Annotated in this window: 26 protein-coding genes and 5 pseudogenes; 12 read left to right on the forward strand and 19 right to left on the reverse strand. The window is 70.1% G+C overall.

Annotated features, from left to right (window positions below):
• Nucleotides 1-90, forward strand: a pseudogene (locus AB0M52_RS08335) (A/G-specific adenine glycosylase); the annotation flags it as partial.
• 158 nt (nucleotides 91-248) lie between these two features.
• Here AB0M52_RS08335 and AB0M52_RS08340 read toward each other — a convergent pair.
• From AB0M52_RS08340 to AB0M52_RS08390, 11 genes and pseudogenes are all read right to left on the reverse strand, one after another.
• Nucleotides 249-1025: pseudogene (locus tag AB0M52_RS08340) on the reverse strand (endonuclease/exonuclease/phosphatase family protein); the annotation flags it as partial.
• A 152-nt stretch (nucleotides 1026-1177) separates the two neighbouring features.
• A complete protein-coding gene (locus tag AB0M52_RS08345; RefSeq protein WP_363950598.1) occupies nucleotides 1178-3391 on the reverse strand; it encodes a glycogen debranching N-terminal domain-containing protein in 2214 nt (737 codons plus the stop codon).
• A 75-nt stretch (nucleotides 3392-3466) separates the two neighbouring features.
• A complete protein-coding gene (locus AB0M52_RS08350; RefSeq protein WP_363950600.1) occupies nucleotides 3467-3880 on the reverse strand; it encodes a VOC family protein in 414 nt (137 codons plus the stop codon).
• Between the two features lie 90 nt (nucleotides 3881-3970).
• Nucleotides 3971-6025, reverse strand: a complete 2055-nt coding sequence (locus tag AB0M52_RS08355) for a glycogen debranching N-terminal domain-containing protein (RefSeq protein ID WP_363950602.1) — start codon at nucleotides 6023-6025, stop codon at nucleotides 3971-3973.
• 3 nt (nucleotides 6026-6028) lie between these two features.
• Nucleotides 6029-6391 (reverse strand): SCP2 sterol-binding domain-containing protein, encoded by a 363-nt coding sequence (locus tag AB0M52_RS08360; RefSeq protein ID WP_363950605.1) that lies wholly within the window; start codon nucleotides 6389-6391, stop codon nucleotides 6029-6031.
• Nucleotides 6392-6476: 85 nt separating this feature from the next.
• A complete protein-coding gene (locus AB0M52_RS08365) occupies nucleotides 6477-7331 on the reverse strand; it encodes an STM4011 family radical SAM protein (RefSeq protein WP_363950608.1) in 855 nt (284 codons plus the stop codon).
• Nucleotides 7328-8653, reverse strand: a complete 1326-nt coding sequence (locus tag AB0M52_RS08370) for an STM4012 family radical SAM protein (RefSeq protein WP_363950611.1) — start codon at nucleotides 8651-8653, stop codon at nucleotides 7328-7330. The genes AB0M52_RS08365 and AB0M52_RS08370 overlap by 4 nt, the downstream gene beginning before the upstream one ends.
• Entirely contained in the window at nucleotides 8650-9453 is an 804-nt protein-coding gene (locus AB0M52_RS08375) for an STM4013/SEN3800 family hydrolase (RefSeq protein WP_363950613.1), read from the reverse strand. The genes AB0M52_RS08370 and AB0M52_RS08375 overlap by 4 nt, the downstream gene beginning before the upstream one ends.
• Entirely contained in the window at nucleotides 9441-10544 is a 1104-nt protein-coding gene (locus tag AB0M52_RS08380) for an STM4014 family protein (RefSeq protein ID WP_363950616.1), read from the reverse strand. The genes AB0M52_RS08375 and AB0M52_RS08380 overlap by 13 nt, the downstream gene beginning before the upstream one ends.
• Before the next feature lies 1 nt (nucleotide 10545).
• Nucleotides 10546-11493, reverse strand: coding sequence for an STM4015 family protein (locus AB0M52_RS08385; RefSeq protein ID WP_363950619.1), 948 nt, complete (start codon nucleotides 11491-11493; stop codon nucleotides 10546-10548).
• Nucleotides 11494-11498: 5 nt separating this feature from the next.
• Complete coding sequence (locus tag AB0M52_RS08390; protein WP_363950621.1) at nucleotides 11499-12431, reverse strand: STM4015 family protein; 933 nt, start codon at nucleotides 12429-12431, stop codon at nucleotides 11499-11501.
• A 480-nt stretch (nucleotides 12432-12911) separates the two neighbouring features.
• Here AB0M52_RS08390 and AB0M52_RS08395 point away from each other — a divergent pair.
• Nucleotides 12912-13064 (forward strand): annotated as a pseudogene (locus tag AB0M52_RS08395) (cell division protein DivIVA); the annotation flags it as partial.
• Between the two features lie 197 nt (nucleotides 13065-13261).
• Here the strand turns inward: AB0M52_RS08395 and AB0M52_RS08400 are convergent.
• Nucleotides 13262-13756, reverse strand: coding sequence for a DinB family protein (locus AB0M52_RS08400; protein ID WP_363950624.1), 495 nt, complete (start codon nucleotides 13754-13756; stop codon nucleotides 13262-13264).
• A 102-nt stretch (nucleotides 13757-13858) separates the two neighbouring features.
• Nucleotides 13859-14431, reverse strand: coding sequence for a GNAT family protein (locus AB0M52_RS08405; protein WP_363950627.1), 573 nt, complete (start codon nucleotides 14429-14431; stop codon nucleotides 13859-13861).
• A 217-nt stretch (nucleotides 14432-14648) separates the two neighbouring features.
• Here AB0M52_RS08405 and AB0M52_RS08410 point away from each other — a divergent pair, with 217 nt between their 5' ends.
• Nucleotides 14649-15290, forward strand: a complete 642-nt coding sequence (locus tag AB0M52_RS08410; protein ID WP_363950630.1) for a DUF998 domain-containing protein — start codon at nucleotides 14649-14651, stop codon at nucleotides 15288-15290.
• Nucleotides 15291-15640: 350 nt separating this feature from the next.
• Here AB0M52_RS08410 and AB0M52_RS08415 read toward each other — a convergent pair whose 3' ends face one another.
• The 3 genes from AB0M52_RS08415 to AB0M52_RS08425 form a co-directional block, all read right to left on the reverse strand.
• The gene (locus tag AB0M52_RS08415) at nucleotides 15641-16303 is read right to left on the reverse strand and encodes a hypothetical protein (RefSeq protein ID WP_363950633.1); all 663 of its coding nucleotides are present in this window, start codon (nucleotides 16301-16303) and stop codon (nucleotides 15641-15643) included.
• A gap of 105 nt (nucleotides 16304-16408) precedes the next feature.
• Complete coding sequence (locus AB0M52_RS08420) at nucleotides 16409-16918, reverse strand: O-acetyl-ADP-ribose deacetylase (RefSeq protein WP_363950635.1); 510 nt, start codon at nucleotides 16916-16918, stop codon at nucleotides 16409-16411.
• A gap of 142 nt (nucleotides 16919-17060) precedes the next feature.
• Nucleotides 17061-17507: a hypothetical protein gene (locus AB0M52_RS08425; protein ID WP_363950638.1), complete on the reverse strand. Its 447-nt coding sequence runs from the start codon at nucleotides 17505-17507 to the stop codon at nucleotides 17061-17063.
• Between the two features lie 210 nt (nucleotides 17508-17717).
• On the opposite strand from AB0M52_RS08425, the gene AB0M52_RS08430 reads away from it, so the two are divergent.
• From AB0M52_RS08430 to AB0M52_RS08440, 3 genes and pseudogenes are all read left to right on the forward strand, one after another.
• Complete coding sequence (locus AB0M52_RS08430; RefSeq protein WP_363950641.1) at nucleotides 17718-18272, forward strand: hypothetical protein; 555 nt, start codon at nucleotides 17718-17720, stop codon at nucleotides 18270-18272.
• A 786-nt stretch (nucleotides 18273-19058) separates the two neighbouring features.
• Nucleotides 19059-19304: pseudogene (locus AB0M52_RS08435) on the forward strand (DUF1905 domain-containing protein); the annotation flags it as partial.
• A 618-nt stretch (nucleotides 19305-19922) separates the two neighbouring features.
• Nucleotides 19923-20163 (forward strand): annotated as a pseudogene (locus AB0M52_RS08440) (cyclic-phosphate processing receiver domain-containing protein); the annotation flags it as partial.
• Nucleotides 20164-20266: 103 nt separating this feature from the next.
• On the opposite strand, the gene AB0M52_RS08445 reads toward AB0M52_RS08440, so the two are convergent.
• Nucleotides 20267-20650 (reverse strand): PIN domain-containing protein, encoded by a 384-nt coding sequence (locus tag AB0M52_RS08445; RefSeq protein WP_363950644.1) that lies wholly within the window; start codon nucleotides 20648-20650, stop codon nucleotides 20267-20269.
• Entirely contained in the window at nucleotides 20647-20904 is a 258-nt protein-coding gene (locus AB0M52_RS08450) for a type II toxin-antitoxin system prevent-host-death family antitoxin (protein ID WP_363950662.1), read from the reverse strand. The genes AB0M52_RS08445 and AB0M52_RS08450 overlap by 4 nt, the downstream gene beginning before the upstream one ends.
• 387 nt (nucleotides 20905-21291) lie before the next feature.
• Here AB0M52_RS08450 and AB0M52_RS08455 point away from each other — a divergent pair, with 387 nt between their 5' ends.
• Nucleotides 21292-22188, forward strand: coding sequence for a bile acid:sodium symporter family protein (locus AB0M52_RS08455; protein ID WP_363950646.1), 897 nt, complete (start codon nucleotides 21292-21294; stop codon nucleotides 22186-22188).
• An 82-nt stretch (nucleotides 22189-22270) separates the two neighbouring features.
• Nucleotides 22271-23647 carry an FAD-dependent oxidoreductase gene (locus AB0M52_RS08460; RefSeq protein ID WP_363950648.1) on the forward strand — a complete coding sequence of 459 codons (1377 nt, stop codon included), beginning with the start codon at nucleotides 22271-22273 and terminating at the stop codon, nucleotides 23645-23647.
• 31 nt (nucleotides 23648-23678) lie between these two features.
• Here AB0M52_RS08460 and AB0M52_RS08465 read toward each other — a convergent pair whose 3' ends face one another.
• Entirely contained in the window at nucleotides 23679-24266 is a 588-nt protein-coding gene (locus AB0M52_RS08465; RefSeq protein ID WP_363950651.1) for a hypothetical protein, read from the reverse strand.
• Between the two features lie 164 nt (nucleotides 24267-24430).
• Here AB0M52_RS08465 and AB0M52_RS08470 point away from each other — a divergent pair, with 164 nt between their 5' ends.
• The 4 genes from AB0M52_RS08470 to AB0M52_RS08485 form a co-directional block, all read left to right on the forward strand.
• Nucleotides 24431-25333, forward strand: coding sequence for an NAD(P)-dependent oxidoreductase (locus tag AB0M52_RS08470; RefSeq protein ID WP_363950654.1), 903 nt, complete (start codon nucleotides 24431-24433; stop codon nucleotides 25331-25333).
• 50 nt (nucleotides 25334-25383) lie between these two features.
• Nucleotides 25384-25716, forward strand: coding sequence for a multidrug efflux SMR transporter (locus AB0M52_RS08475; RefSeq protein WP_363950657.1), 333 nt, complete (start codon nucleotides 25384-25386; stop codon nucleotides 25714-25716).
• The gene (locus AB0M52_RS08480; RefSeq protein ID WP_363950664.1) at nucleotides 25713-26288 is read left to right on the forward strand and encodes a TetR family transcriptional regulator; all 576 of its coding nucleotides are present in this window, start codon (nucleotides 25713-25715) and stop codon (nucleotides 26286-26288) included. The genes AB0M52_RS08475 and AB0M52_RS08480 overlap by 4 nt, the downstream gene beginning before the upstream one ends.
• 124 nt (nucleotides 26289-26412) lie before the next feature.
• Nucleotides 26413-26661, forward strand: a 249-nt coding sequence (locus AB0M52_RS08485; protein ID WP_363950660.1) for a nucleotidyltransferase domain-containing protein, incomplete at its 3' end; no start/stop codon positions are given.

A 26661-nucleotide genomic window follows, 5' to 3' on the forward strand; every position in this document is an offset into this window, starting at 1 on the left:
GGGGTACTCCGGGAGGCGACCGGGCCGGTGCTGCACCAGCGCCTGGACCAGGTGTGGGCGGACGAGGTGCAGTGCGCCCGGTGCTTGACGGCGTCGGCCGGTTCGGTCAGGTCGTCGCCCAGGCCGGAGGTGTATCCCGGCTGGCCGGGATGCAGGGCCGGCCAGGTGTCGACCAGGCCACCGGCCACCAGGGTGAAGTAGGCCGCCCGGTTGGCCGGCACGGGCAGTTCGGGCCCGGTGTTGAGGTCCCCGACGAGGACGGTCCGCCCCCGATGGTTCAGTGGGCCGGCCAGCAACTCCTCGGCCTGCCGCACCCGCACCACCGGGTGGAACGCCTCCAGGTGGGTGTTCACCACCCGGAAGGCCCGTTGACCGTGGACCAGGTCCACCGCGGTCCAACCCCGGGTGCTCGTCATGGTGCCCAGGGGAGCCGGAAGCTGGATCTCCATGTTCTCGGCGAAGTTCCCGGACGACGTGCCGGTGACCTTCACCCGGCCGCCGTGCCGGACCAGGATGACATCGCGCATGGTGAGCCGGGCGTCCACGTTGTGCGGTGCCCCGGCCGGCGCCTCCAGGTCCGCCTCCTCCTGCACCACCGCCACGTCGTACCGGTGGCCGGCCGTGGCCAGCTCCCTCATCAGCAGCGCGAGGTAGTCGTACCGGACCGTGGTGGCCGGTGCCGGGTCCAGTAGCGGCCCGGTCCGCCAGAGCGCCACCTCCTGCAGGCCGACCACGTCCGGCTTGTGCTCGCGGATCTCCTGCGCGATCAGCTTCGCCCGGGCCGGGAAGTTGACCAGATCCACGTGGCTGAGTAGGGCCGCGTTCGCGGACAGGAACGCCGGCACATTCGGCGCGGTCATCGACGGGGTGAGATCGCCGCCGAGGTAGAGGTTGCGGGTCATCACCGTGATCTTGGGACCCGCCTGGGCGGACGCCGGCGGAGCCGCCAGCCCCAGGCTGGCCACCACCAGGGCGGCGACGGTGACCAGTCTGGCCAGTCGGTGTTGGCGGGCCGTACCGTCCATGCCCCTGGTCCTCTCCGTTGAGGGAGCGCCACGTCGCGGAAAGCCTGCGTACGGTAACGCCGCGACGTTCGTCCCCGGTACCGCCGTTTGGGCGATTCCCGGATCGGACAAGGATGCCGGTTGCGGTCGGCCAGTGGGCGGGGTGCCCTCGGTCAGGGCCGGTGCCGGCGGGTGGAGATCGCGTGCAGGGTGGGTCGGCGGATCACGGCAATCCGGTCGCCACGGGTGTGCACGGACGTCCGCCCGCCGCGTCGACGCCGGACGGTGAGGTCGACGGTGCGGCCACCGATCTGCACGCCTTCCAGCTTCAGGTCGGGCAGCCACTCGGGCAGGTGCGGGTCGATGAAGATGGTCCGCAGCGGCGCGGCTGGCCGCAACGCCAGCAGCGCCTGGATCAGTGCGATGACGGCGCTGGCCGACCAGGCCTGCGGGGAACAGGAGTTCGGGTAGACGCCGGGGTGGGGATAGACGTCGTCCCGCGGCAGCCCACTGAGCACCTCCGGCAGGCGGTGCTCCGCGAAGAGGGCCGATGCCGCGAACGTCCCCTCGGCCAGCCGGTGCAGGTGCTCCCAGCAGCCGTAGCGGGCGAAGCCGATGCCGATGGTGCCCGCCTCGACCGGCCAGACGCTGCCCCGGTGGTAGCTGAACGGGTTGTACGCCGGGTGGGCGGCGGAGAGCGTGCGGATACCCCAGCCGCTGAACATGTCGGGTGCGAGCAGCCGATCGGCGACCAGGGGCGCGATCCGGGTCGGCACGATCCCGGTGGCGAGCAGGTGGCCGTCGTTCGAGTTGACCGAGCGTACGTGCCGTTTGTCCGGGCCGAGCGCCATGGCGTAGCAACCCCGGTCGGGCATCCAGAAGGCACGGTGGAAGCGCCGCCGCAGGGCGGCCGCCCGGCGGGCCAGGCCGAGACCGAACGCGGGATGACCGGCCGCGGCGAACGTCACGGCCGCGTGCCGCAGGGCCGCGTACCAGTACGCCTGCAACTCGCTGGTCGCGATCGGGTTCGGCACGAGCTGACCGTGTTCGTCGACGATGGCGTCGTCCGAGTCCTTCCAGCCCTGGTTCTTCACGCCCACCCGGGACCGGCAGTGGTACTCGAGGAAGCCGTCGTGATCCGGGTCGCCGTACCGGTCGATCCACGCCAGGGTGCGGCGCGCCGCCGGCAGCAACTCACGGACCGTTTCGAGATCCGCCGTCCAGGCGTAGTACTGGCCGAGGAAGACCAGGAAGTCCGGCGCGGTCGACCAGTCGCCGTAGTAGCGGGCGAGCGGATCGATGTTGAGCGCCGACACCGGCCCCTGGCGGGCCTCGTGCAGCGGCTTGCCCGGCTCCTCGTCGCGCCAGTCGTCGACCCGCCGGCCGAGGTGCTGGGCGTTGAGCCGCAGGCTGTCCGCCAGCATCGTCGGCCCGGCGAGCAGGGCCTGCCACGACGCGGTCATCGTGTCCCGCCCGAAGATCTCCTGGTAGATCGGCAGGCCGGCGATCGGTGCGGTCGGTCCGGCCGGCTCGCCGAGGGGCAGCCCGGCCAGGTCCTCCTGAGCGCATCGCCAGGCCGCCGTGACGTCGAAGTTGGTGCTGGTCAGCCGGGTGAACTCGTGGTCGAGTCGGGCGCGCGCCGCGGCGGCGGTGTCGCCGGGTTCGGTGAAGCTCGGCGGTGGTGCGACGAGGCGCTCGCCGTCGAAGACGGGCTCGACGGCGAACTCCACCCGGCTGCGCTCGCGCGGCGGCAGGGCCACGTCGACGACGAACTCGCCGTCGGCGTACCGGATCGGCGCGTCGGCCCGGGCGCGGATCGCCACCGCCCGGTCCAGGCCGTCGCACCGGTAGGTCAGGCGTAGCTCCTGGTCCGCGGAGTCCCACCGGGCGTCGACCGGACCGGACTGCACGCGGCGGCCGGTCTCGGCCTCGCCCGTGTCGGCGAAGTCGGCGGCGAGGTGGATCCGTAGTCGCAGGTCCAGCAGTTCGTCGGCGTAGCTGAGCAGGGTCAGCCTGGTCCGCAGCCCCGCGCCCACGAAACGTTCCACCAGCAGGTACGCCGCGCGGGAGGGCAGCCGCGCACCGTCGCCGAGCTCGGCGTACGACAGCTGGGCGTGGCCCTGCACGGTCGCCGTGCTGAACGGCACCGGCTCGCGGCCGTCGATGGTGATCCGCTCGGTGCTGAGCACCCGGGTGTTGCGCGCGAAGAAGCCCTGCGGGCCGGCGCCGGTGATGCGGCCGCGTACGTCGGTGACCAGCGTGCTCCAGCCGCTCGCCACGTAGAGCAGGTCCGGGCGGACGCGCAGATTCCGGACCCGGCTCATCCGAACCCCCTGACCTGCGGTGTACGCGCCGGAGGGGGTACGGCCCGCGGACGCGTCGGTCACGCGGTTCGTACCCCCTCGTGCCGCCGATACACCCCCGCGGGTCGCCGAGCCGGCCGGCTCGCCTCCGGTGGCGGGTCAGCCCTGGGGCTGGATGATGTTCACCATCCATCCGATGCCGAACCGGTCGACACACATGCCGAACTCGTCGCCCCACATCTGCTTGGCCAGCGGAATCATCACCGTGCCGCCGTCGGAGAGCTTCGTCCAGTACCCGCGCAGGTCGTCGGCGTCGTCGCCGCTGACGCTCACCGCCACGTTGTTGCCGGGCATGTGCTCCATCCCGGGCGCGGTGTCCGATGCCATCAGCGTGTAGCCGTTCGGTGTCTCCAGCATGGCGTGCATGATCTTGTCGGCCAGCGCCGGATCCTCGGTGCCGAACTCGCCGAAGGTGCTCATCGTGAGGTCGCCGCCGAACACGCTGCGGTAGAACTCCACCGCCTCGCGCGCGTTGCCGGGAAAGTTGAAGTACGGGTTGAGTCGAGATGCCATGACACCCTCTCTGGTCTGACCGGTCCACCGTGACAAACGACCGGGCGCCGGACAACGACGCGGCGCGGTCCGGGCGGGCTGATCTTCGGGTCAGCCGGATGCCGGCAGTCGGCCACGGGCGGCGACGGCGTCCAGCCGTCCCCAGGGACCCGGGATGTCGAGCAGTTCGACGAGCCCGATCGTCTCGGGGACCGCCGGTTCCACCGACAGCCGCCCGCCGCACGGCTCCATGCCGAGCAGCGTGCGGAGCAGCATGAGCGGGGCCGAGGCGGAGATGGCCTGCGGGGAACTGATTCCCGGCTCGGTGACCGGATACTTCGTCAGGCCACGGTCGTATCCGGCGAACGAGCCCGGTAGCCGCCCGTCCAGGCAGCCCGCCGCAGCCAGGATTCCTTCGGCGATCCGGGCCGATTCCTGGTGGTATCCGTAGCGGCGGAGGCCGTACGCGGTCAGCGCGTTGTCGAACGGCCACACCATGCCGGTGTGCGTGCCGATCGGGTTGTAGCGATGGTTGTCGGTGGCCAGTGTCCGAATTCCCCAGCCCGAGTACAGCCGGTCGCCCATCAGGTGCTCGACCACCTGGGCCGCCTTTTCCTCCGTGGCGATCCCGCTCCACAACAGGTGGCCGATGTTCGAGGTGAGAGCGTCCACCCGGGTGCCGTCGGCCTCCAGCGCGACCGCGTAGTAACCGCGATCGGCGATCCAGAAGTCCCGGTTGAACCGGTCCTTCAGGTCCGCGGCCTCCCGCTCCAGGCGGTCGGCGTACGCCGGGTCCCCCCAGATCTGCCGGGCCAGCCGGGCGCCGCGCAGTTTCGCGTCGTACGCGTAGCCCTGTAGCTCGCAGGTGGCGAGCGGGTAACCGGGCAACTGTCCGTTCCGGTACGAGATGCCGTCCGGCGTGTTCTTCCAGCCCTGGTTGGTGTGGCCACCTCGTTGGTTGCGCCGCTGGTATGCCACGTACCCCTTGCCGGTCAGGTCGGCGTACCGGTCGATCCAGTCCAGCGCCTTGCGCGTCTCGTACTCCAGTTCCCGCACCAGGCTCTGATCGCCGGTCCATTTCTCGTACTCGTCCAGCAGCACCACGAACAGCGGGGTGGTGTCGGCCGCGCTGAAGTCGGCGGCCTGTGGCAGATCCTCGAAGGCCGCACTTTCGCCATACCGGACCTCGTAGAAGATCTTGCCCGGATCCTCCTCCCGGAAGTCGTTGGACACGGTGCCGTGCCCGACGGCGCACAACCGCAGGGTGGGCACGCTGAGTCGCGGAGTGAACGAGATCGCCTGCAGGCAGGTGATCAGCGCGTCTCTGGCGATCATGGTCATGTACCAGGGCAGCCCGGCCATGGGCAGTCGCTCCCGGTACGTCCACGAGGAGTAGCGCAGCGCACCCAGGTCGATCAGGCTGCGCTGGTAGGTGTCGGTCAGCGAGGTCGAGTCGGCGCGGATCGTCGGCGCTGCTGCGAGCCATTCGTCGAGTTCCTGATGCATCTGCGGTGGTTGCCGGCCGCGGTGGGCGGCGAGACTGGCCCGAACGTCCCGGCCGCGGGCGCCCCGCAGCACGGTTTCCACCTGCAACGTGGTCTGCCACGCGCCGTGCGGCTCAATGGTCACCTCGAACGTCATGCCGCGCTCGTCCACCGCCGCCGGCTCGGACGACGACACGATCGTCTCCCGGACGAACGACTCCCGTTCGTAGGACAGCCGCAGACAACCCTCCTCGACCCGAACAGACGTACGGCCGCTGCGTGGACCGCTCCTGCCCTGGCGCAGCTCGACCGTGTCCGCGAAGTCGCTGCCCATGTCGACCCTGACCGTTACCCTGGCCGGCGACATGTCGTGATTGAGCACGGTCAGCTGCTCGTTGAAGCTGGCCCCCATCCAGCGGTGCCGGATCACCGACAGCGTCGCGTCCACGTAGTGGGTCGCCGCCCCGGGCACCAGGAAGAACCGCGACTCGAAGTGGTTTAGGCTGTCCACCGCGAGGATGTTCAGGCGTTCCCCGTTGACGCTCAGGTCCCACTGATTCAGGAACCGGGTGTCGTAGGAGTACAGCCCGGTCTGCGGGCCGGCAGCCGTGGAGACGTCGCCGCTGTCGTCGCTCAGGACGTACGTGTTGCCGTCCAGAATGCTGACCAGTTTGGGATCCACCGCTCAGACCTCCGGCTTCCGGGACGTGGTCCGACTGGCTTCCTGAGCCGCCGGCAGCAGTTCACGCAGCGTGGCGATCAGGGAGATGTCACCTTCGACGCTGAGCAGGTTGCGCCACACGGCGGCGTACACACCCTGATCTCCGGTCACTATCCGGGCGAACACGTCGCGGCCGGTCCGGACCACGCAGTCGGCCTCCCGGGCGTCCCGAGCGACAGTTACCGCCCCCGAATCGATCTTCAGGACCCAGTGCTCCGCCCTGTGGTCGACGGACAGGTCGAACCGGATCGTCCCGGTGTACTTCCTGGGCACGAGCGGCCTGCGCTCTTCGATGTCGGTGAAGAACTGCCCAACCGTGTCGGTCATCCGCCCCCCTCGCCTCCGGCCGCCTGAACAGGGTCACCGACGCGAGGACGAGCTGACATCACCCGCAACGGGTGATGTTGGCTGGTCAGTGGTGCGGCCAGAGCGCGGGGATGCGTTCCAGCACTCCGCCGGTGAAGACGTCCCGCAGCCCGAGTGGCTTGAGGTGGACGTACCCGATGTGACAGTCGCAGATCGCGTTGCTGCACGGCCGGGGTGCCAGGGCGGCGCGCCAGGAACCGTCGTAGAGGTTGCCGATGGGGGTGGGGATGAAGTGGCAGCGGCGGACGGTGCCGTCGCCGACGACGGAGATGGCGCTCTCCCCGGCGTGGCAGGGCCGGCCGAGGGACAGATGCGGGCGGACGCTGTAGCCGAAGTGCGGGTCCAGTTCCGTCCAGACCGCCTCCTCGGCGGCGTCGTACCGCCGTCCCTCGGCCGCGTTGACCCACAGGTAGACCTCGTCGGGCAGGCCCGCGCGCAACGCCCGCGCCTCGGCGAGATGCTCGGGCAGCCCGACCACCCCGACCGAGTACCGGATGCCCAGCTCGGACAGGCGGGCGCAACGATCCAGGAACCGCTCCCGGGCGACCTGCCCCGGATGGTAGGTGGTCCACAGGGCGGCGGTGCCGGCGTCCGCGTCGGCGAGCCAGTCGACGCGGGCGGCGAGGTTGGTCTGGATGACGACCCGTTCGACGTGCGGCAGGTGGGACAGCGACACCATGGCCTCGCGGTACCAGCGGCGGGTCAGCCCCTCACCCCACGGGGTGAACAGCACCGACAGCCGGAGGTCGGTGGTCGCGGCCACCCAGTCGGTGAACCGGGCCAGCGCGGCCCGGTCCGCGCGCAGCAGCTCCGGCGGGTCCTGCCGCTTGGCGAACGGGCAGTACGGGCAGTCGTAGTTGCAGCTGGCCAGGGGCCCGCGGTAGAGGATCGCCAGGTTCACCGCAGCACGTACCCGGTCATCGCCTGGCGGACGTCGGCGGAGGTCAGCCATGGGCCGATGGCGTCGGAGCGGGCCAGCCCGTCGGGCGTGAGCCGGAGCCCTTCGTCGGTGGCCCAGCCCCGGTCGACCAGCCGGCCGAGCTGGGGAAAATCGTCGGCCGGCGGGCGGCCGAAGCGGGCCCGGTAGGCGGCGGGGTCGACGCCGTCGGCGCGCAGCAGCGACTTGAGCAGCCACCGGCGGCGCTGCTCGGTGTCGTCCAGGTGGTAGCCGAACTCGGCGTACCGGAAGTCGTCGGCCGGTCGGCCCAGGTAGTCGTCGAGCACCGCGCGGACCTCGGTGACGCTGACCGCGTAGTCGAAGGAGTAGTGCAGCGCGGTGGTGTAGGAGCGGGCGCCGCAGCCCAGGCCGACCATGCCGTCGTCCTGGCAGCAGTAGTCCGGGCCGTCCGGGTGGGCGGCGTCGGCGCGGCGGAACTGGCGCATGGACTCCTGCCGGTAGCCGGCCGCGCCGAGCGTCGCCACCGCCTGCCGGTACAGGTCGAGCCGCTGCGCGTCCCAGTCGGCGCGGGCGTGGGCGCGACGGCCGAGGCCGGTCAGCGGCCGGACGTAGAGCGGGTACAGGTACAACTCCTCGGGTCGCCAGGCCAGCGCCGCGTCGAGGCTCTCCTGCCAGGTGTCGGCCGTCTGCCCGTCGATGCCGTAGATCAGGTCGATGTTGAGCACCGGGATCCGGGCGTCGCGGATCGTGGCGAGGGCGGCCTCCACCTCGCCGCGGCGCTGCGGGCGGCCGGTGGCGCGGGCCTCGGCGTCGAGGAAGCTCTGCACCCCGATGCTCACCCGGGTGGCGCCGTGCGCGGCCAGCAGCGCGAGCCGGTCCGGGGTCGCGGTGGCCGGCGAGGTCTCCACCGACAGCGGTACGCCGGGCAGTTGGGCGCCGGCCACGGTGGTGGCGATGTCGAACAGCTCGGTCAGCTCGTCGGCGGTGAGATAGGTGGGGGTCCCGCCGCCGAACGCCGCACGGGCGTACCCGGCGTGGCCGCCGAGCGCCTCGCCGACCTGTTCGGCCTGCCGGCGCAGCTGCCGCAGGTAGGCGGTCACCTGCTCGGCGGGCGCGTTCGCCCGGGTGAACAGGTTGCAGAACCCGCAGCGCATCTCACAGAACGGCACGTGCAGGTAGAGGAAGAGCGCCTCCCGGGACTGCGCCCGCCACACGTGCGTCAACGGCGGGCGGGGCCGCAGCGGCCGGTACGAGGTCTTGTGCGGGTAGGCGTACAGGTACTGCTGGTACGGCGAGCCGTCGAGGCCCGTGTCGGTGCTGGTCACCAGTCTCCCGGGTGCAGGGTGAAGTGGGCGTACGGGACGTTCCACACCACGTCGTGGCCGATCCGGTGCCCGGTGTGCCCGTCCTCGCCGTACGCGGTGCCGTGGTCGGAGCAGATGATCGTGAACACCGGCCGCCCCCGGCCGGTGACCAGGTTGAACAGCCGGCCGATGCACCCGTCGACGTACTCCAGGGCGGCGGCGTGACTGGCCAGGTCGTCGGTGTCGGCGCCGGGCCGGTGGTGCCGGTTCGGCTGGTGCAGCGCGGCGACGTTGAGGAAGGTGAACAGCGGTTGCTGCGGGGGCAGGCGGGTCAGCACCTCGTCGAGCCGGTCGAGCTGGGCGTCCACACAGGTGGGCGAGGTGACCCCGAACTCCGGCTCCCAGTGCGCCTCGCGGAACAGGCCCGGCAGCACGGCGCCGAGCGGGCTGCGTCGGTTGAAGAAGCCGACGCCACCCAGGCACAGCGTGTGGTAGCCGACGTCGGCCAGGGCGGTGGGCAGGTCGGGTGCGTCGAACACCCAGGTGTCGGCACCGGAGGTCTCGCTGCCCGGGAAGGCCGCCGCGTACAGCCGCTCGTGCCGGCCCGGCCGCACCGGCGTGGGCAGGAACCCCGCGAAGAAGGCGTGGTGCGCGGCGTAGGTGAAGCTGGCTGGGGAGTGCCGCCGCTCCCACCGGCCGCCCGGCAACGCCCGAGCCAACTGCGGGGTACGCCCCGCCGCGACCAACTCGGCGGCCACGTCGTAGCGCAGCGTGTCGAGGGTGACCAGCAGCAGGTCATGGCTGCCGATCAGGCTGCGCACGTCGCCACCTCCCGGGCCGACCCCGCGCCGACGGAATCCCGCCACCGGTCCCACCGGCCGCTGGTCAGGGCGTGCACCTGTTCGGCGTAGCTGTCGCGGCCCTCGGCCAGCACCCCGGGCAGCAGGTCACCGAACGCGTTGACCTCGGCCACGGCGTGCCGGCGCCAACCGACCAGGAACATCAGGTCCACCCCGACGTGCAGCGAACCGGGGAAGCAGGCGGCCACCCGCTCGCACGTATCCATCGCCGCCGACCACCCCCGCGGTCCGGCGGCGGCGCGCAACTCGGCGAGGTCGCCGCGGGCGTTGCCCAGGTGCAGGTTGGTCAACGGCCCGCGGGCGGCGCGGACCACCGCGTGGGTGGGCCGCCCGGCGACCACCAGCACCCGTACGTCCACGACCCGGTCACCCAGCCCGGCCTTGGGCAGCCACCGTTCCACGTGCAGCCCGTCGGGGGCGAGCCGGTCCACGATGGCGGCGACCGCTGCCTCGTCGGTGTAGCTGCGTACCCGCAGCGAGTTGAACAGGGCCGCCGGGGTGTGCTCGATCGTGGTGACCGCCTGCACCCGCCGGGGGCCGACCGCGAGCGCGATCACGCCGGCGGCGGACGAGCCGTGCGCGGGTTTGACGAACACCCGGCTCCAACCGGCCTCCGCCATCGCCGCCCGCAGCTGGGCGTACCCGCCGACCTCGGGCAGCGCCGCCGGCACCGGCACCCCCGCCGCCGACAGCAGCGCGTGACAGCGCCGCTTGTCGCAGAGCACGGCGACGTCGGCCGGCGGGTTGAGCAGGGTCGCCCCGCCGGCGGCCACCCGGGCCATGCCGTCGACCAGCCCGGCGTACGCGTCGGCGAGGCCGACCAGCTCACCGTGTCGGGCGGCTGTGGCCGACCGGCGCAGCAACTGGTCGACCTGGCAGTCGTCCCCGGGCGAGTCCACCCGCACCAGCGTGCCGGGCGGTGGTGGCGTGGCTCCGGCCAGCACCTCGGCCCAGGGCAGCAGCCGGGGCCGGGGCAGCCCGGCGGCCAGCACCGCCTCGGTGAACATCTCCACCCGTCGGTTGCCGGGGTTGCCGACCACGGTCAGCCGCATGTCACTCGGCCACCGCCGTGTAGCGCCAGCTCTCTCCGTCGTACTCGTCCGGCTCCTTCGGCTCGGAGACGTCGACCCGTACGCCCGGCAGCGCGGCGACCACCGCCGCGGCCGTCTCCTTGGACAGGTAGTGGTGGTGCAGGTCCAACTCGGCCAGGTGGGTCAGCGGCTGACCGGCGAGCAGCGCCGCCGCGCCCTCGTCGCCGAGGGTCCCCTTGGACAGGTCCAGCCGCTCCAGCCGGCCCACCACCGGGGCGGACGCCAGGGCCGCCGCGAGGTCGTCGGCGATCTCCGCGTTGCGCAGCCCCAACCGGCGCAGTCGCGGGAACCGCTCGCCGGCCAGCAGCGGGGCGAGGTCCGCCACCGTCGTGTCGCCCCCGTAGTCGTCGGTGCCGAGCCACAGTTCCAGGTCGGTCAGCGCGGGCAGGTCGGATTCGAGCACCGCCCCGACGAACTCCCGGGACAGGCCGCCGCTCTCCACCGCCAGCTCCCGCAGCCGGTCGTGCCGGACGGGGGAGAAGCGGAAGTCCTCACCGCCGCGTACCCGCAGCACCTCCAGGGCCGGGTACGCGGTCAGCAGCGAGCTGACGTCGCCGACCTTCATCCAGGAGATCTCGCACTCCTCGAAGGTCATGTCGCCGAGGAACAGGGCCCGCAACGCGGGCAGCCGCTCGGCCGCCGCGCAGAGCTGCTCGATCGGGGCGGGGTTGAACGCCGCGTATCCCCAGGCGCCCACCACCAGTGACTCCACCGACGGACCGGCCTGCGCGACGAACCGCTCGAACCCGGCGCGGAACCCCTCGGACAGCTTGTCGTCCGCCGTCTCGTCGAAGTCCCAGTGCGAGAACCGCCATGAGACCGGACCGTCCACGGTCGGCAGTGGGCCGTCGAGCGGAACCTCGACCACCGGGCGACCCGCGAAGTGTCGGGCGTGTGAGCTGAAGGGCATCTCGATCACTCCCCGACCGCGGTGAAGCGGTAACGCCGGCCGCTGAACTCGCCGGGGGTCTGCGGGTCGGACCCGTCGACCCGGACGCCCGGCAGCGCCGTCTCGACCCGCTGCCGCGCCTGCTCGGTGAGGTAGTGGTGGTGCAGGTCAAGCTCCTTGAGGTGGGTCAGCGGCTGCCCGGCCAACAGCGCCTCCAGCCCCTCGTCGGTGAGCGTGCCCATCGACAGGTCGAGCACCTCCAGTTGACGGACGACCGGCGCGGTGGCGACGGCGGCGGCGACCAGGTCGGCGATCTCGGCGTTGGCGAGCGCCAACCGCCGCAACGCGGGCAGCGTCGTGCCGGCCAGCACGGGCTTGATGTCGTCCACCGTGGTGTCACACCCGTACTCCGTGCGGCCGAGCCACAGGTCCAGCCGCCGCAGTGCCGGCAGGTCGCTGTCGCCGACTGCCCGCACCACCGCACCCGGCAGGCCACCGGACTCGAAGCGCAGCTCCCGCAGCCCGGTGTGCCGGACCGCGTCCAGCCGTAGGCCCTGGCCGCCGCGTACCCACAGCGTCTCCAGCGCCGGGTACGCCGCCAGCAGCGGCGTGATGTCGCCGTGGGTCAGCCAGGAGATCTCACACTGCTCGCTGACCAGGTCGGCGAGGAAGATCGCGCGCAGCGCGGTCCACCGTGGCGCGGCGTCGACGATCAGGTCCACCGGCAGCGGCCGCTCGTACGACTGACCCCATTCGCCCACCACCACCGCCCGGACCGCCCCGGGTGGCACCTCGTCCCGCATCGCCCGCACCAGATCGGCGAGCTCCTCGGGCTCCGCGTCGAAGTCCTCGACCTCCAGCCGCCAGGCCACCGCCGACGGATCCTCCGGCAAGGTCATGCCCGGTGTGAAGGGCAGCACCGGCAACCCGGCGAACGACGACACATGCGAGTTGATCACGCCTAGACCTCCGACCTGACTGCTGCGGCGGCGAGACCGTAACAGGCCACCCCGACAGCGAGATCAATGCGGCGGCGGCTACCGGGTCGGGCTCGACGATGCGCCACCGACCATCGTCATCCCTTGACGCCGGGCTGTTTCGTCGATGATCGACCTGGGTTGACTCGCTGGTCATGCTGGATCCGGGAGCACTGTTCCAGCCGAGGAGGATTCATGGGCAATGCGGCCACGAGAGTCGCCGTCCCTTTCGGGATCGGGCTCGGCATCGGCGCCACGGTCAGTCCGTCCCTCGGGCCGGCCGCCCTGTGGTCCGGCGTCCTGATCGCCGTGATCGGCGCCGCGTTCTCCCTGGTCGGTGCGAGGGAATCCGATCTCGTTGGGGATGGCATGGACGACCGCGACGAGGACGCGGGGGTAGCTGGCGACCCGACGACCGCGGGAACAGCAGCCGTCGCGGAACGACGACGGCGCAACCGGCAGCGGCCCACCCTCAGCGGCCTGGGCACCCGAGTGGAACAGATCCTCAGACTCGCCGAGGAGCAGGCCAATGACCACCGCACCGAGGCGCGGCGCGAAGCCGAGGGGATCGTGACCGAGGCCCGGCGGGAGGCAGAGGCGATCCTGAACCGAGCACACGACCAGACGGGGATTACCGGCACCGGCCAGGATCTGCCGCTGGCACCGCCCACCGGGACACCGTCACCTGACGAAGGTTCGAACCCTCGCGCCTGACAAAGCGGGAGCCACGGCCAGATCCCGATCGTCAGGCGGGCCGGCTGCCCGCTACGACGGCTGACCTTCGTACCCGGATAGACAAGCGCACGCGCCGATCAGCGGCCGGTAACGCCATCTACGAGTTCCCGCAGGATGTCGGCGTGCCCGGCATGCCGGACGGTTTCGCTCGTCAGGTGGGCGAGCACCCAGCGCAGTGTGCGGGGCTCGTCGTTCACTGGGCGGGCGGTGCGGACGTCGAGGCCCTCGGCCGCACGGATGTGCGCGTCGCTCTCCGCGATCGCGCTGCGGTAGTCGGCGATGACCCGGTCCGCGGAGCGCTCCGGGGCGACCACCATGTCGAAGTCGACGTCGGCGTACCGCAGGTCGCCTGCCAGTGTGTATCCGAACCAGTACCGTTCGGCGTCGGTCAGGTGTTGAACCAGCCCCAGCAACGTCGTGTCAGACACCACCAGGCGGCGCCGCAACTGGTCATCGTCCAGCCCGTTGACCTTCTTCAGTACACAGGACCGGGCGAAGGACAGAAACGCCAGCGCCGTATCCAGCTCGCCGCCGTCGTTGAGCGGCACACGTTCGCGTTGTGACTCGAGCATGGGCCCGACCCTACGTCTCGGCCAAGCCGTGCAATACGGCCACCGACATCGACGGACACCGGGACCCGGACGCCACGCTACGTCTCGCGAGGGAGCAAAGACTCAACGGACGGGGCCCGGCTCGCACGACGGCCGCCACTCCCGCCTGATCAGCCCGTAGACCCACGAGTCGGAGACCTCGCCGTTCACGACGCAGTCTTCCCGCAACGTCCCTTCACGCACGAAGCCGAGCTTTTCCAGCACCCGGGCGGATGCCACGTTGCGGGTATCGGTCTCAGCCTGGACGCGGTTCAGGTCCAGTGCGTCGAATGCCCACCGCAGCAAAACGTGCGCGGCCTCCGTCGCATAGCCGTGGCCCCACGCCGCATCGTCGTAGCAGTAGCCCAGCGATGCACTGCGGTAGTCCGGATTCCACCGGTTCAGGGTGCACCAGCCGATGAAGGCCCCGTCGGAGACCCGATCCACGGCCAACCGTGCGCCGGTGCCCCCCTCTGCCATCTGCCGGCAAGCCGCGATGAACCGCTCGGCGCGCACGCGTTCGCTCCACGGCGGCGCGTCCCAGTAGCGCAACACGTAGGCGCTGCTGTGCAGCGCGAAGAGGTCGTCCGCATCCGCGTCGTCGAAGGGACGCAGTCGAAGGCGAGCGGTGTGCAGCGTGGGGGTGGGCAGCGACATACGCGTCATGTTCCCTCCCGTGATTGGTGGCCGATCAACCAGAACCCTGATGCCGGCCACTAGCAACGGGTTTCTCGGCGCGCGGGAAAGCGACGTGCCCGCTCATCGGCCACGACCGACGTCAACGGCGAGGTGCCGACGTCACCTTCGGTGACGAGCGCTTCGCGGCATACCCGCGATGGTGCCGGCCCGGCGGGTCAGCACGTACGGTGCTGGGATGCGAGTCGTACCCGGATGGGCGCTGGCCTCCGCCGTGGCGGCGCCCATGCTCCTGGTCGGTGGCTGGACCCTCGGCGCGGCCCGCCAGCCCGGCGGGTTCGATCAGGTCACCGGGACGATCAGCGCGCTCGCCGCCGTCGGCGCGACCGACCGGTGGATCATGACGCTCGGCCTGGCCGGCCTCGGGCTGTGCCACTGCGTGACCGCCGCCGGGCTACGCCCCTTCGCGCCCGCCGGACGGGCGCTGCTCGCCCTCGGCGGGGTGGGCACCCTGGCGGTGGCGGCGTTCCCGCTGCCGGCCGGCGATGGGGGTTCGCTGCCACACACGCTCGCTGCGGCCGTGGCCTTCGGCGCGCTGGCGCTCTGGCCGGCCCTCGCACCGTCGCGCGCCGAGCCGACAGCGGGGTACGCGGGGCCGACGACGGGGTGCCCGCGACGGCGGGCACCCTGGGTGGCGCTGGCGGTCGGGTTGTTGCTGCCGGTGGCCTGGTTCGTGGTCGAGATGGCCGCCGGGGGTGAGCGGGTCGGCCTGGCCGAGCGGTTCGCGGCCGGCGCGGAGGCGCTCGCACCCCTGCTGGTGGCCGCCGGGTTGCGCCGGAAGGCTGACCCGCCGCCGAGGCCGACGCGCCGACGGGCCTGACACGCCGACGTCGGCGCTCTACCCGCACGGTGCAGTCGAGCCTTCCGCCGCTACCTCGACCGGGTTAGAGCGACCGGCAATAGGGCGGTGGAGGCGAAGCGGGTCCTGGCCGAGGATGGCAAGGCGGAGGAGGAGGCCATGCCGGTGTTGCATGGCCGACGACGACAACGCCGCCAGCCGAAGTGCCAGGGCGCGCCGCAGCCCCGCCAGTCCTATTGCCGGTCGCTCTTAGTCAGATCCGGACGTTCGACGAGTTCCACGCGGTGACCGACCATCTATTGGCCCCGCTCGACGTCACCCCGGCCGCTGAAGGGCCGCTGACAACCGAAGCGGCGGTCTACAAAGTGCGGTCAGGCTGGGTAGCCCAGGTGACGGGTCCAGGGCGCTGCGGGCCGGTTGCGTTGCGCGGTGTGGCCGGGTGGCATGTCGAGAACGTCGATCAAGGTGGGATCCTCATCTAGGGCGTGGTGGAGGTGTCCGATCTTCCCGGTGCTGCTGTCCGCGTCCGTGGTGCCGATGAGCTGCCAGATTTCGTCATCGGCGTCGTGGCCGACCAGCAGGATGGGCTCGCGGCGTTCGATGACCTCGATGGTCTGGATGCACTGGGTACCCAGAAGCCGGTGCCGCATCCACCACGCGCGTCGGTCCCGTTCCATGACGCGGTCGGCGACCCACCACACGAACGGCAGGTCCTCGTGGGCGCGGGCCTGCTCCGCGGTCAGGTCCGGGCCACCCTGCGGCACCCGCTCGAACCGTTCGTCGGTCAGCGAGAACGCGTGGCCGTCCTGGTGGTTGAACACCACCGCGTGGAAGGTGCCGCCGCCCGGATTGCCGACGCCGATCCCGATCGACAGCCGGCCCACGCGCGGCTCGGACCCGGTGGTCCAGCCAAACGCGTACGACGCCAACTCGCCCCGAGGACCGACAAACTCACCAAACGCACAGCGCAGCATGCCCGTGGCCCCGCCGTTGGGCACTTCGACGAACGAGCCTTCCAGCACCTGAACGTCCACCCGGCCAACCTAGTCGACCCGGCAAACCGGCTCTACCGACCGGGTGCCGGACCACGAGCACAGCGCAGGACGGACGCAGCATCATCAGCGGCAGGTTCGGACGGGTCAGCCTGTGGCTGTCACCGCGGCTTGCAGAGGCTTCCGGGTGTTTTCGTCGAATGCGACGAGTCGTACCCGTTGAACGTTTGTCGGTGCGGATCTGATCGTTGCTACGGCGATCCGGGCGGCCTGGTCGGGAGGGAAGCCGTACACGCCGGTGGCGGTCGCCGGGAAGGCGACGGTCCGGGCGCCGAGTTCGTCGGCGACCTGCAGGCTCCTGCGATAGCAGGAGGCCAGAACGTCGGCTTCACCGTGACCGCCGCCTTCCCAGACGGGACCGACGGTGTGAATGATGTGCCGCACCGGCGGGTCAAGGTCGAACGCCGGAGTAGCCATCGCATCACCCGGCTCGCACGGGCCGATCGCAGCCCCGGCCTGAGCCAGGCGAGGTCCGGCCGCACGGTGCACGGCGCCGTCGACACCACCGCCGCCGAGTAGTGATTCATTCGCGGCAGTGACGATGGCGTCCACGTCCTTCCGCGTGATGTCGCCCATGACGACCTCGATCACTGCCACAGTTGGATCCTGGCACATCAGACGAAGGCGGTGCGCCGAATACCGTGATCATCAGAAGACCGATGCAGGCCTTCGAGGCCATGTCGCCACACTGGCGGACAGCCGTAACCGAGTGCGCCTGCAAACGGCTCGCCCTACGCGGTCAAGCAGTCCGGTAGTACGTGTCGAGGAAAGCGGCGTAGCGTTCGGCGTCGTAAGACTCCTCCATCCACGCGATCTCGTCGAGGATCGCCCTGGCTTCATCGGTGCCCAAGGTTGCGAGGTATTCCTTCGTCCTGGCCACGCCCGCCCCCAGCATCAGTTCCGCGTCTACGGCGCCGGTCGCGTCCATACTGGTGCGGCGGGCGCGATGAACCAACAGCGCATCCTTGACGGTGCCGGCGTGCCAGAGCTGGACGGCGCAGATCCGCATCAGCTGCGTGTTGCCGGGGACGGTGCCCTTTCCGGCGTAGGTGTCCGCCTCGTGTCGGGTTTCACGCATGAGGACATCCCGAACGATCGGGACCTGGTCGGCGGCGACGCGCAGGCCGTAGGCGGCCAAGTGCTGGTCGGCGTCCCGCTCGTACTGATCATCGATGTCCATCCCCATGCGCCCCGTGTGGCAGGAGCCGAGCGCATCGGCCAGACAGCGCTTACGAACGGTGGCAGATGCGGATGTTTCGGCAACCTTCGTCGGCCCCGGAGGGTGTGGCACGACGCATGGCATAGGCGCCGTCCTTGTGGATGTTGTCGCTAGGATCCCGACGGCAGCGGATCCCCGCGTGCTGCGCAGCGAAGACGGGGTTCGGCAGGTGGGCTGATGGGCATCGATTACGGATACGACCTCTATCTGCCCACTCACGTGGTCGGCCAGGCCCTGCGAGCGGCTGCCTCGATCGCCCGGGAAAGAATCGGGTCGGTGGATGTCGTCGTGCCCGGTGGTGAGCGGATCACGCTGCCGTTCCGCGGTGAGCCGGCGGATGACGTGGACCACTGGTCGCTGGACGCATGCCTGTTCTTCCCAGTCGGCGACGAGGCGATCCGGGCGTGGGCCGAGGTGGAACGACGCGAAGGAAGGCAGGAGCACCCGGATGCCCAGGGACGAATCTGGGTCGGTTCGGTCTATTTGTCTTTCTGGCGGAGCTGCGGGTTGCGTCCCGGCTATTCGCGGCTGGACTTCACCGTAGCCAGCAGCAGCATGAGCCGATTGTTCGAGCAGTCGGCGAGCATCCGGGGTGCCTTCATCGGGCTCGCCGAGTCTGTCGGTGCCGCCTTCCTGGTGCTGGACCGGGAGGGTGACGGTGATGAAATCTGCTGGCCACCCGGCGGGAACGATCTCGCGGCGCTCGCCGGTAGCTGGCCGGAGGTGGGCTGACATGCTCCGGTCCGCGGATCTTTCGGGAGTTGTGCGGCCGGGGCGTACGCGGCAGGCTCGTTATCGCAGCATCTCTGGCGATCTCCCCTTGCAGCCATCGATCTAGGGCTTTCAAGCGGCCAACTGAAATTCCGAGGTCGGGCGGTAGCGGCTGGCGGGCGCGCGGTCGGCGGCATATGAGTGCGTCGATGTTGTTCCGAATTGACGGCGCCCCGCGCATTGCTATCGCGAGTGAGCGCGGGGTCTTGGATCTGATTCGGTCCTGTGTTCGTTTGAGGACTTTCGTCGAATAACTAATTGGACACACATTATGAACACCAGGAGACGAAGTCCCCAACTGGCCACCATAGTCACTGCATGCAGTGGTGTCCCCGCCCAGATCAGGATCCCAAGCATGTCGAGGCAGCCCGCAGCACCGAAGATCAGAAAGGCGACGCCGAACCCTCGGCCGACTTCCCCCCATGACCTCGGCGACCATCGCATCTTCAGCGCCAGCGCACCGCCAAGCGCCATGACCAGATTCAACGCCAATGCTATGTAGTGCAGCATGCAGCCACCTCCAGCTGGTCAGTTGCAGATCATCGACTTGTGGTCGACGCCGTAGCGCAATCCATTCGGCTCACAATAATCCCATGCCGGTCACATACCCAGCTTCGCTTGGCGGGACCAACACACTCAACTCGGCAGTTCGGGAAGTCGGCCGGACCGAAGTCCGGCCACGGAGCATGACGGCAGCAGCCAGCGGGTAGCGCGCCCGCTCGGCGGCATGACAGCGCGTTCGACAAGCGCGCCTTCGTCAGCCTGCCGGCCAAGAAGTCCGAGCAGATCCGTGACCTGTCTGCCGGACCGCGTCGTGGCATCGGTTCCCTGCGGGTACGGGTCATGGTCGGCGACAGCATGTGGACATCCTCGATCTTCCCGGACAGCGTGCGTGGCTGCTACGTGCTGCCGATCAAACGCGCCGTCCGCAAGGCCCAAGCCCTTGAACTGGGTGACGTCGCTACCGTGACAGTCGAGCTCATGGACCTGTGACCATCGTCGCCGGCAGCCGGCATTCGCGCACGATCAGCGGCAGATGCGGGCGTCCGCGGGCAGTGTTTGGGCCGGTTGGGATACTTGAACGTGAGGCGGGATTGGCGACGGACAGCGGGTCTTTGGCGTTACGCCCGCTGATGCCACCAAGGCTGTCCCGGCGGAGCCTGGGGATCATGAATAGTCCGGTCTCGGAAGAGGTTGTCCAACGGCTCGACTATGGCCCATAGCTCGCGTCGAGCGCGAGGAACCAGCAGTGCCAAAGCCTGTTGCAGCACCTCACGAGCCTCGGTCGGATCGCAGCACGGGCACCCGTGCCCACCGACTTCCTCCAGCAAAGCCGAGACATCGCGTCGGTGGACCGTCCGTTTCCATTCCGCCAGAGCGCGGGAAACGGATCCTGGACCAAGCCGGGAGCGCTCGAGGACCTGGATCTGGCTAACCGCTCTTGCCGTCAGACCGTCGACCACCGACAACGTTACGCCTGGCCGTAGACGCCGTGGAAGAGCGGCACGAACTGCCGCTGGGGGCCTACGCGCCATGGCCCTTTCTGATCGTCATCACGTTGGCGATGGTTGCACGCCTACACGAGCCGCGCAATGCACTTCTCGGGCACTCATGGACGAGCTGTGCCTCGACCACGACTTGGGTGGGACGACACGATCTGGCCGGTGATGAAGATCCTGGATCGGGCCGCCTTCGAGAAGCGACCCTTCGACATCGGCGTTATGAACGTCCACTCCGCCAATCCTGGCGGTACCGCGAAGGTCGCTCGGGTCCTGTGGCACTGGGGCTACCGCGTCCGCGTAGCGTCGGCTCCACGAACGTCGGCTATTTCGACGGCCCCGCAGCGAGCTGACCGAGACGAACGCGCGCCCCGGCCACCGCGCTCGGACGGCGGCAGATCCGGTCGCCTTTGTCGGCCGGTCGTCCGGAGATCCCTCGCTGGTGGGCGGTGACGGTCAGATCGTGTGGATCGTGATGAGGTCTTCGAGACCTGCGAGGTCGTCGGCGTTGCGGGTGTACACGGCGGCGTCATGGGCGTGTGCGGTTGCGGCGATGAGCAGGTCCATCACCCTGGCTCGCGGCTGGCGGCCGATATCGACGACGCGTGCGGCCAGTCGTGCGTAGCTGTCGGCGATGGCTTCGTCGATGGGAAGTGGATCAAATCGACGTTGGATGGCGCTCAGCCGCGCCAGACGGAGCGCCCTCGCCTCGGCGGTTTTCGCGATCAGGACACCGAACTGGAGTTCGGCAAGGCTGGCGACGCTGATGGCCAGTTCGCCGGGAATCGGGGTTACATCGGTAGCGATGAGGATGCTGGTGTCGAGGATGCCGCGGCTCACCGCTCAACCCATGGATCGGTGACGGTGCCGTCGAGGAGGTCCCGATCGCCTGCCCACCCTGGGTCTGTGGGTTGGTCGAACACACCGGCAAGGTCGTCCCACTCACGCCAGGTTCGAGGACTGACCGGGCCGAGCACGGCTGCCGGTCGGCCGGCGACAGTGATCGTCACGCGTTCACCCGCTTGCGCCCGACGTACCAGGTCGCTGGCGTTTTGCCGCATCTCCCGCAGGCCAACTTCATGCATACGCCCCATCGTAGCACATGTGCTACCCGCCGTCGAAGGTTGACGGCCCTCGCTGCGGCCGATCGCTCGGGCCGCCAAGGCGCTCGCATATCAAGCAAGATCGGATGCACTACTTTCGGCATGTCCGTACGCCACACGCCTGCGTTCGGCCTGCCGCTGCCACAATGTCATGATCCATAAGTCCGACGTCGACCGTTGGTGATCGGGTCCTCGGGTCGGTGGTGCAGGCGCGCGACATCCACGGCGGCATCACGTTCGGTGACCACCCGCGGCACTGATCTCTTCAGGTCCGCGGCCTGCGGCTGCGGCGGCACACTTTTCGCATCGACCTTTGGCGTTCCACCCGGCCGGATGGGGGATTGCGAGGGCGTTACCGGGTGGTAACGATGTTGTGCCATGGACTCAGCCTTGACTCTGGTCGGACTGCCCATCGCGCTCGGCATCATCATGCTCGGCCTTGGTCTCGGACTGACCGTGGCGGACTTTCGCCGGGTGGCCCAGCACCCGAAGGCCGCCGTCATCGCGCTGGTGTGCCAGGTGCTGCTGCTGCCGGCGCTCTGCTTCGGTCTGGTGCTCGGCTTCGGCCTGCCGCCGGAACTGGCCGTCGGGATGATGCTGCTGGCCGCCTCCCCGGGCGGCACCACGGCCAACCTCTACAGCCATCTGTTCGGTGGGCATGTGGCGTTGAACATCACTCTGACCGCCATCAACTCGGTGCTCGCCGTGGTCACCCTGCCGATCGTGGTCAACCTGTCGGCGTCGTACTTCCTGGCCGACGCGGCGAGCATCGGCCTGCAATTCGACAAGGTGTTGCAGGTGTTCGCCATCGTGCTCGTCCCGGTCGCGATCGGAATGCTGATCCGGGCCCGGGTGCCCGGTGTTGCCGAACGCCTGAACCGCCCGGTGCGGATCCTGTCCGTGGTGGTGCTCGTCGCGGTGATCGCCGGCGCCGTGCTCGGCGAGCGCGAGAACATCGCCGACTACTTCGTCTCGGTCGGTCTGGCGGTGCTCGCGTTCAACCTGCTGAGCCTCGCGATCGGGTACGGGGTGCCCCGGTTGGCCGGGGTCGATCGGAGCGCCGCGACAGCGGCCGGGTTCGAGATCGGTATCCACAACAGCACCCTGGCCATCACCATCGCGCTCAGCCCGGCGCTGCTCAACAGCACCCAGATGGCGATCCCGGCGGCTGTCTACGGCATCGTCATGTTCTTCACCGCGGCGGCCTTCGGCTACCTGGTGACCCGGGTCGGCGCCCGGTCGGTCAGCACCGGAGGTGAAGCCGCCACCACCTGATGTCGTGACCAATGGGTGACTCTTGGTGGTGAACTCGCGTGCCGGTCCGGACGGCGCACGGCGCTTGTGCAACGATCGTGCGATGTCCCCCTCTCCGGCTCGGGTCTTCGCCGCGCTGAACGCGGTGCGACCGCCCGACCAGGCGTCCCCGGTGATGGGCAAGGCGGTGGTGGTCGGCGGCAGTGTCGCCGGATTGCTGGCCGCCCGGGTGTTGGCCGATTTCGCGGAGAGCGTCGTCGTCATCGACCGGGACGACCTGCATGCGGCCGGCGGGCGGCCCGGTGTGCCACAAGGGACGCAACTGCACGCGCTGCTGCCGGGCGGATTCCTCCAGCTCGAGCAGCTGTTCCCGGGATTCCGTGCGGCGGCGCTGGCCCAGGGTGCGGTCGAGGCACCCCCCGCGGCCAGGCGGAACTACCTCGACGGTCGGCTGAAGGTGGTCGTACCCGACGATGCCGACAGCCTGGCGGGCAGCCGGCCCCTGCTGGAACGGTTGATCCGTCAGCAGGTGCTGCGGCTGCCCAACGTCAAGGCGGTCACCGCCCGCGCCACGGGTCTGGTGTTCGACGGTGCCGTGACCACCGGGGTCCGCTACGACGTCGGCGGGGCGCCCGGCGTCGAGAGCGCCGATCTGGTGGTGGACGCGATGGGCCGGTCGAGCCGGCTGTCCGACTGGCTGGAGCAGGGCGGCTGGGAGCGGCCCGCCATGCGGCGGATGACCGTGCACCTCAACTACGCGACGGCCCTGTTCCGGCGCCGGGAGGCGAACCCGGAGCTGACCGTAGTGCTGGCGTTGAACAGCCCGAGGATGTCGTCGGACGTGGCCGGTGCCGCCTTCTTCGCGGTCGAGGACGGACGATGGATGGCCATGATGGCCGGCTACGGGGACAACCGCCCGGGGCGCACCGCCGAGGATTTCGTCCGCCGGCTGCGGGAGCAGTTCCCGCCGGAGTTCGCCGAGGTCGCCGGCAGCGAGATGCTCGGCGACGTCCAGACCTACCGGCACGCCGACAGTCGGCGGCGGGACTTCCACGCGCTGACGCGGTTTCCGGCCGGCCTGGTCGCCGTCGGCGACGCGGTCGCGTCGTTCAATCCGGTGTACGGGCAGGGGATCACGGCGGCGGCCCTTCAGGCGGCCTGCCTGTCGGCGTACCTGCGGTCAGAGCCGGATCTGGGTGCGCCCGCGCGCCAGTTCCTCGACCTGCAGAAGGTCGTGGTCGACGCCGCCTGGTCGACGTCGACCTCCGCCGACCTGGCGCTGCCGCACGTCGACGGGCCCTACCCGCGCGGCTACCGGTTCTCCAGCTGGGTCAGCCGGCAGATCGTCACGGCGACCGTCACCGACGTGACGGTCGCGCGGCGGTTCAACGACGTCGTCTCCATGCGGGAGCATCCGAGCTCGCTGGCCGCACCCGGGGTGATCCTGGGTGCCCTGCGCGCCAACCGGCGGGCCCGCTGACCGGTCAACCGGCGCTCATGGCCCGGACCGGTCAGCCGCGGTCGGAGAAGTGAACCGCCGGGCCGACCTGCTCGACGGTGATCGGAATGTCGTTGCCGTAGTGCGCCGGGAGTTCCGCCTGTGCCTTCTCGACCTCAAGGGTTCCCACCGTCACGCCCGAGCCGTCGTGTTGCGCGCCGACCGAATTGATGTCGATGCCTCGCTTCCGCCAGAAATCCATGTCGCCCATGATTCGGTCTTGCAACGTTCTCAGGTCGGCGAAGGAGTGGGCGGCGTTCCGCAAGACCACGCACTGACCCTGGGCCGCGTCTCGGACGAACGCCTCGAACTCCGGCGAGGGTACGGCGTAGACGATTCCGTACCCCTCTTCCGGCACGACTTCGAGCCCGGCGAAGACATCGCGGTAGGTGGATTCACCGGCCTGCCGGATGCGGTCGAGTGCCTGGGACATCTCGTCGGTGGTGGGATACATCGTCGCCTCGGCGGTCACCACCGGCGCAGGCGGTCGCGGGTCAGCGCCGCAGTCCCGGACGCCTGACTCGTTGCCGACCTGACGGTTCGTCTCCCCGGAAGCGGCCCCACCCGGCTGGGCGCAGCCGCTCAGGGCGACGAGCGCCATCGCGAGCCCTGCCAGAACCTTCCTCACCATGCTTTCCCTTCCGGGTGCTGCCGGACGGACATCCACCAGAGACGTCCCGTCACGGCATGGCAGCAGTGTGCCATCGCCAGGCGCGCCGCACCCCCCGTTGGGTGGCCTGCCGCAGCCCAGGACAGGATGTGGCCATGAATGATCAGGTTCTCGAATCCGCAGTTCGCGGGCCTGTCGTCGTCACCGGGGCCACGGGGAAGCTCGGTCGCGCCGTGGTGGCGTACCTGCGCGAGGTGGGCGTCGACGTGCTGGCGGTTGACCGTGTCAGCGGGCGCGACCCCCGCGACGTCGACGGCGAGTTCCTGCTCGTCGACCTCACCGACTACGGGCAGGTGGTGGAGGCGCTCACCGGCGGTGCCGACGAGCACGCCGGCCGGGTCGACGCGGTGGTGCACCTGGCGGCGGTCCCGGCACCCGGGCTGATGCCCAACGCGGTCACCTTCGCGAACAACTCCGCCGCGACGTACAACGTCTTTGCCGCGGCCCGGGCGGCCGGGATCAAGCGGGTGGTGTGGGCGTCCAGCGAGACGGTGCTCGGGCTGCCGTTCGACAGCCCGCCGCCGTACGCGCCGCTGGACGAGGAGTACGCGCCGCGCCCGGAGTCGACCTACTCGCTGAACAAGGCGCTCGAGGAGGAGATGGCGCGGCACTTCTGCCGATGGGACCCCGAACTGGTCATGGTGGGCCTGCGGTTCTCCAACGTGATGGACGTCGAGGACTACGCGAAGTTCCCGTCCTTCGACGCCGACCCGCAGCTGCGCCGATGGAACCTGTGGGGCTACATCGACGCCCGCGACGCGGCGCAGGCGGTCGAGCGGGCGCTCGTCCACGAGCAGCCTGGCGCCGACGTGTTCGTCATCGCCAATGCCGACACGGTGATGAGCAGGTCCAGCGCCAGCCTGATGGCCGAGGTGTACCCGGGCGTCGAGGTGCGCAAGGAGCTCGGCGAGCACGAGACCCTGCTCAGCATCGACAAGGCCCGCAGGGTGCTGGGCTACGAGCCCCGGCACTCGTGGCGGGACCACGTGAACCCGTAGCCGCGACTCGCAAGTTCTAGTACGTTCGTACATGTACGAACGTACTAGAAATGGGGTGTGGGGTGGCGTACGTCTTTCTCCTGCTGGCCATCGCGGCCGAGGTTGCCGGCACGAGTCTGCTCAAGTCGACGGAGGGATTCACCCGCCTGTGGCCCACGCTCGGGCTGATCGCGGCCTACGTGACGGCGTTCGCGCTGCTCGCCCAGGCGGTCAAGGGCATCCAGGTCGGCGTGGCGTACGCCATGTGGTCCGGGCTGGGTACGGCCGCGATCGTCGCCATCGGCGCGGTCTTCCTCGGTGAACCGCTGACGGTCACCAAGGTGCTCGGCGTCGGCATCGTCATCGCCGGCGTGGTCCTGCTCAACCTCGGTGGTGCCCACTGAGCACCGAACGCCCGCGCCGCACGGCCCGTCGCCGCGACCCGGAGGGACGGCGACGGGCCCTGGCCACCGCCGCCCTGGAGGTGATCGCCGACGTGGGTATCGGGCGGACCACCCACCGGGCGGTCGCGGAGCGTGCCGACGTGCCGCTCGGCGCGACGACCTACTACTTTCCCACCCTGACCGACCTGGTCGCCGCGGCGCTCGAACGGGCCCACACGGACCTCGGCGTCGAGCTGCGACGCTGGGCCGACCACCTCGGCGACGGGACCGATCTGCCGGCCCGGCTCACCGGGCTGATCTGCGAGTATCTGGACGACAAGAGTCAGGCGCTCACCGAGTTCGAGTTGTATCTCGCCGCCGCCCGCAGCCCCGACCTTCGCGTGTTGGCTGCCTCCTGGGTGGACCAGGTCCGCGAGGTGCTGGCGCCGCTCGTCGGGGCCAGTGCCGCGCGGGCGCTCGCCGTCTTCCTGGACGGCGTGGCCCTGCAACACCTCGCCACCGGCGAGCCGGTCGACCCCACCGCCACCGAGACGGCTCTGGCCGCACTCGTCAACGCCGGCTCCCGCAGCTGACGACGACCGCCGACACCGCACCGCTCGTCGAGCGCGTTGTGGCCTTGCCGACGTAGAGGTCGGGAAAGCGCGAGCCGGTCGCGGGCGCTGTTCGGCAGACCTTGGCATTTGGCAAACTCGCCACATGGTGACGGGGGAGCGGTACCGGGAGGTCCGATCCGTGGTCGACGCGGTGGCCGGCTGGGCGGCCGGCAGCGCCGATGTCCTCGGGGTGTTGGTGGTGGGCTCCTGGGCGCGCGGGGCAGCGCGGATGGACTCCGATGTCGACATCATCGTCGATTCCGTGAAGCGCGATCAGTCACCTGTCTTGCCGGGCGACGGCGCTACGGACTATGAGCGCTATATGCGTACGGGCGCGCTGCTCGGTCTGCAA

Source organism: Micromonospora sp. NPDC051296 (assembly GCF_040682255.1).
GTDB lineage: Bacteria > Actinomycetota > Actinomycetes > Mycobacteriales > Micromonosporaceae > Micromonospora > Micromonospora craterilacus.

Coding starts and splice junctions, on each gene's coding strand:
- AB0M52_RS08450 (WP_363950662.1), bottom strand. CDS start 20,904: ATGGGGCGTATGCATGAAGTTGGCCTGCGGGAGATGCGGCAAAACGCC.
- AB0M52_RS08380 (WP_363950616.1), bottom strand. CDS start 10,544: ATGCGGCTGACCGTGGTCGGCAACCCCGGCAACCGACGGGTGGAGATG.
- AB0M52_RS08470 (WP_363950654.1), top strand. CDS start 24,431: ATGAATGATCAGGTTCTCGAATCCGCAGTTCGCGGGCCTGTCGTCGTC.
- AB0M52_RS08425 (WP_363950638.1), bottom strand. CDS start 17,507: ATGGGGATGGACATCGATGATCAGTACGAGCGGGACGCCGACCAGCAC.
- AB0M52_RS08455 (WP_363950646.1), top strand. CDS start 21,292: ATGGACTCAGCCTTGACTCTGGTCGGACTGCCCATCGCGCTCGGCATC.
- AB0M52_RS08350 (WP_363950600.1), bottom strand. CDS start 3,880: ATGGCATCTCGACTCAACCCGTACTTCAACTTTCCCGGCAACGCGCGC.
- AB0M52_RS08410 (WP_363950630.1), top strand. CDS start 14,649: ATGCGAGTCGTACCCGGATGGGCGCTGGCCTCCGCCGTGGCGGCGCCC.
- AB0M52_RS08360 (WP_363950605.1), bottom strand. CDS start 6,391: ATGACCGACACGGTTGGGCAGTTCTTCACCGACATCGAAGAGCGCAGG.
- AB0M52_RS08405 (WP_363950627.1), bottom strand. CDS start 14,431: ATGTCGCTGCCCACCCCCACGCTGCACACCGCTCGCCTTCGACTGCGT.
- AB0M52_RS08465 (WP_363950651.1), bottom strand. CDS start 24,266: ATGGCGCTCGTCGCCCTGAGCGGCTGCGCCCAGCCGGGTGGGGCCGCT.
- AB0M52_RS08475 (WP_363950657.1), top strand. CDS start 25,384: ATGGGGTGTGGGGTGGCGTACGTCTTTCTCCTGCTGGCCATCGCGGCC.
- AB0M52_RS08430 (WP_363950641.1), top strand. CDS start 17,718: ATGGGCATCGATTACGGATACGACCTCTATCTGCCCACTCACGTGGTC.
- AB0M52_RS08385 (WP_363950619.1), bottom strand. CDS start 11,493: ATGCCCTTCAGCTCACACGCCCGACACTTCGCGGGTCGCCCGGTGGTC.
- AB0M52_RS08460 (WP_363950648.1), top strand. CDS start 22,271: ATGTCCCCCTCTCCGGCTCGGGTCTTCGCCGCGCTGAACGCGGTGCGA.
- AB0M52_RS08400 (WP_363950624.1), bottom strand. CDS start 13,756: ATGCTCGAGTCACAACGCGAACGTGTGCCGCTCAACGACGGCGGCGAG.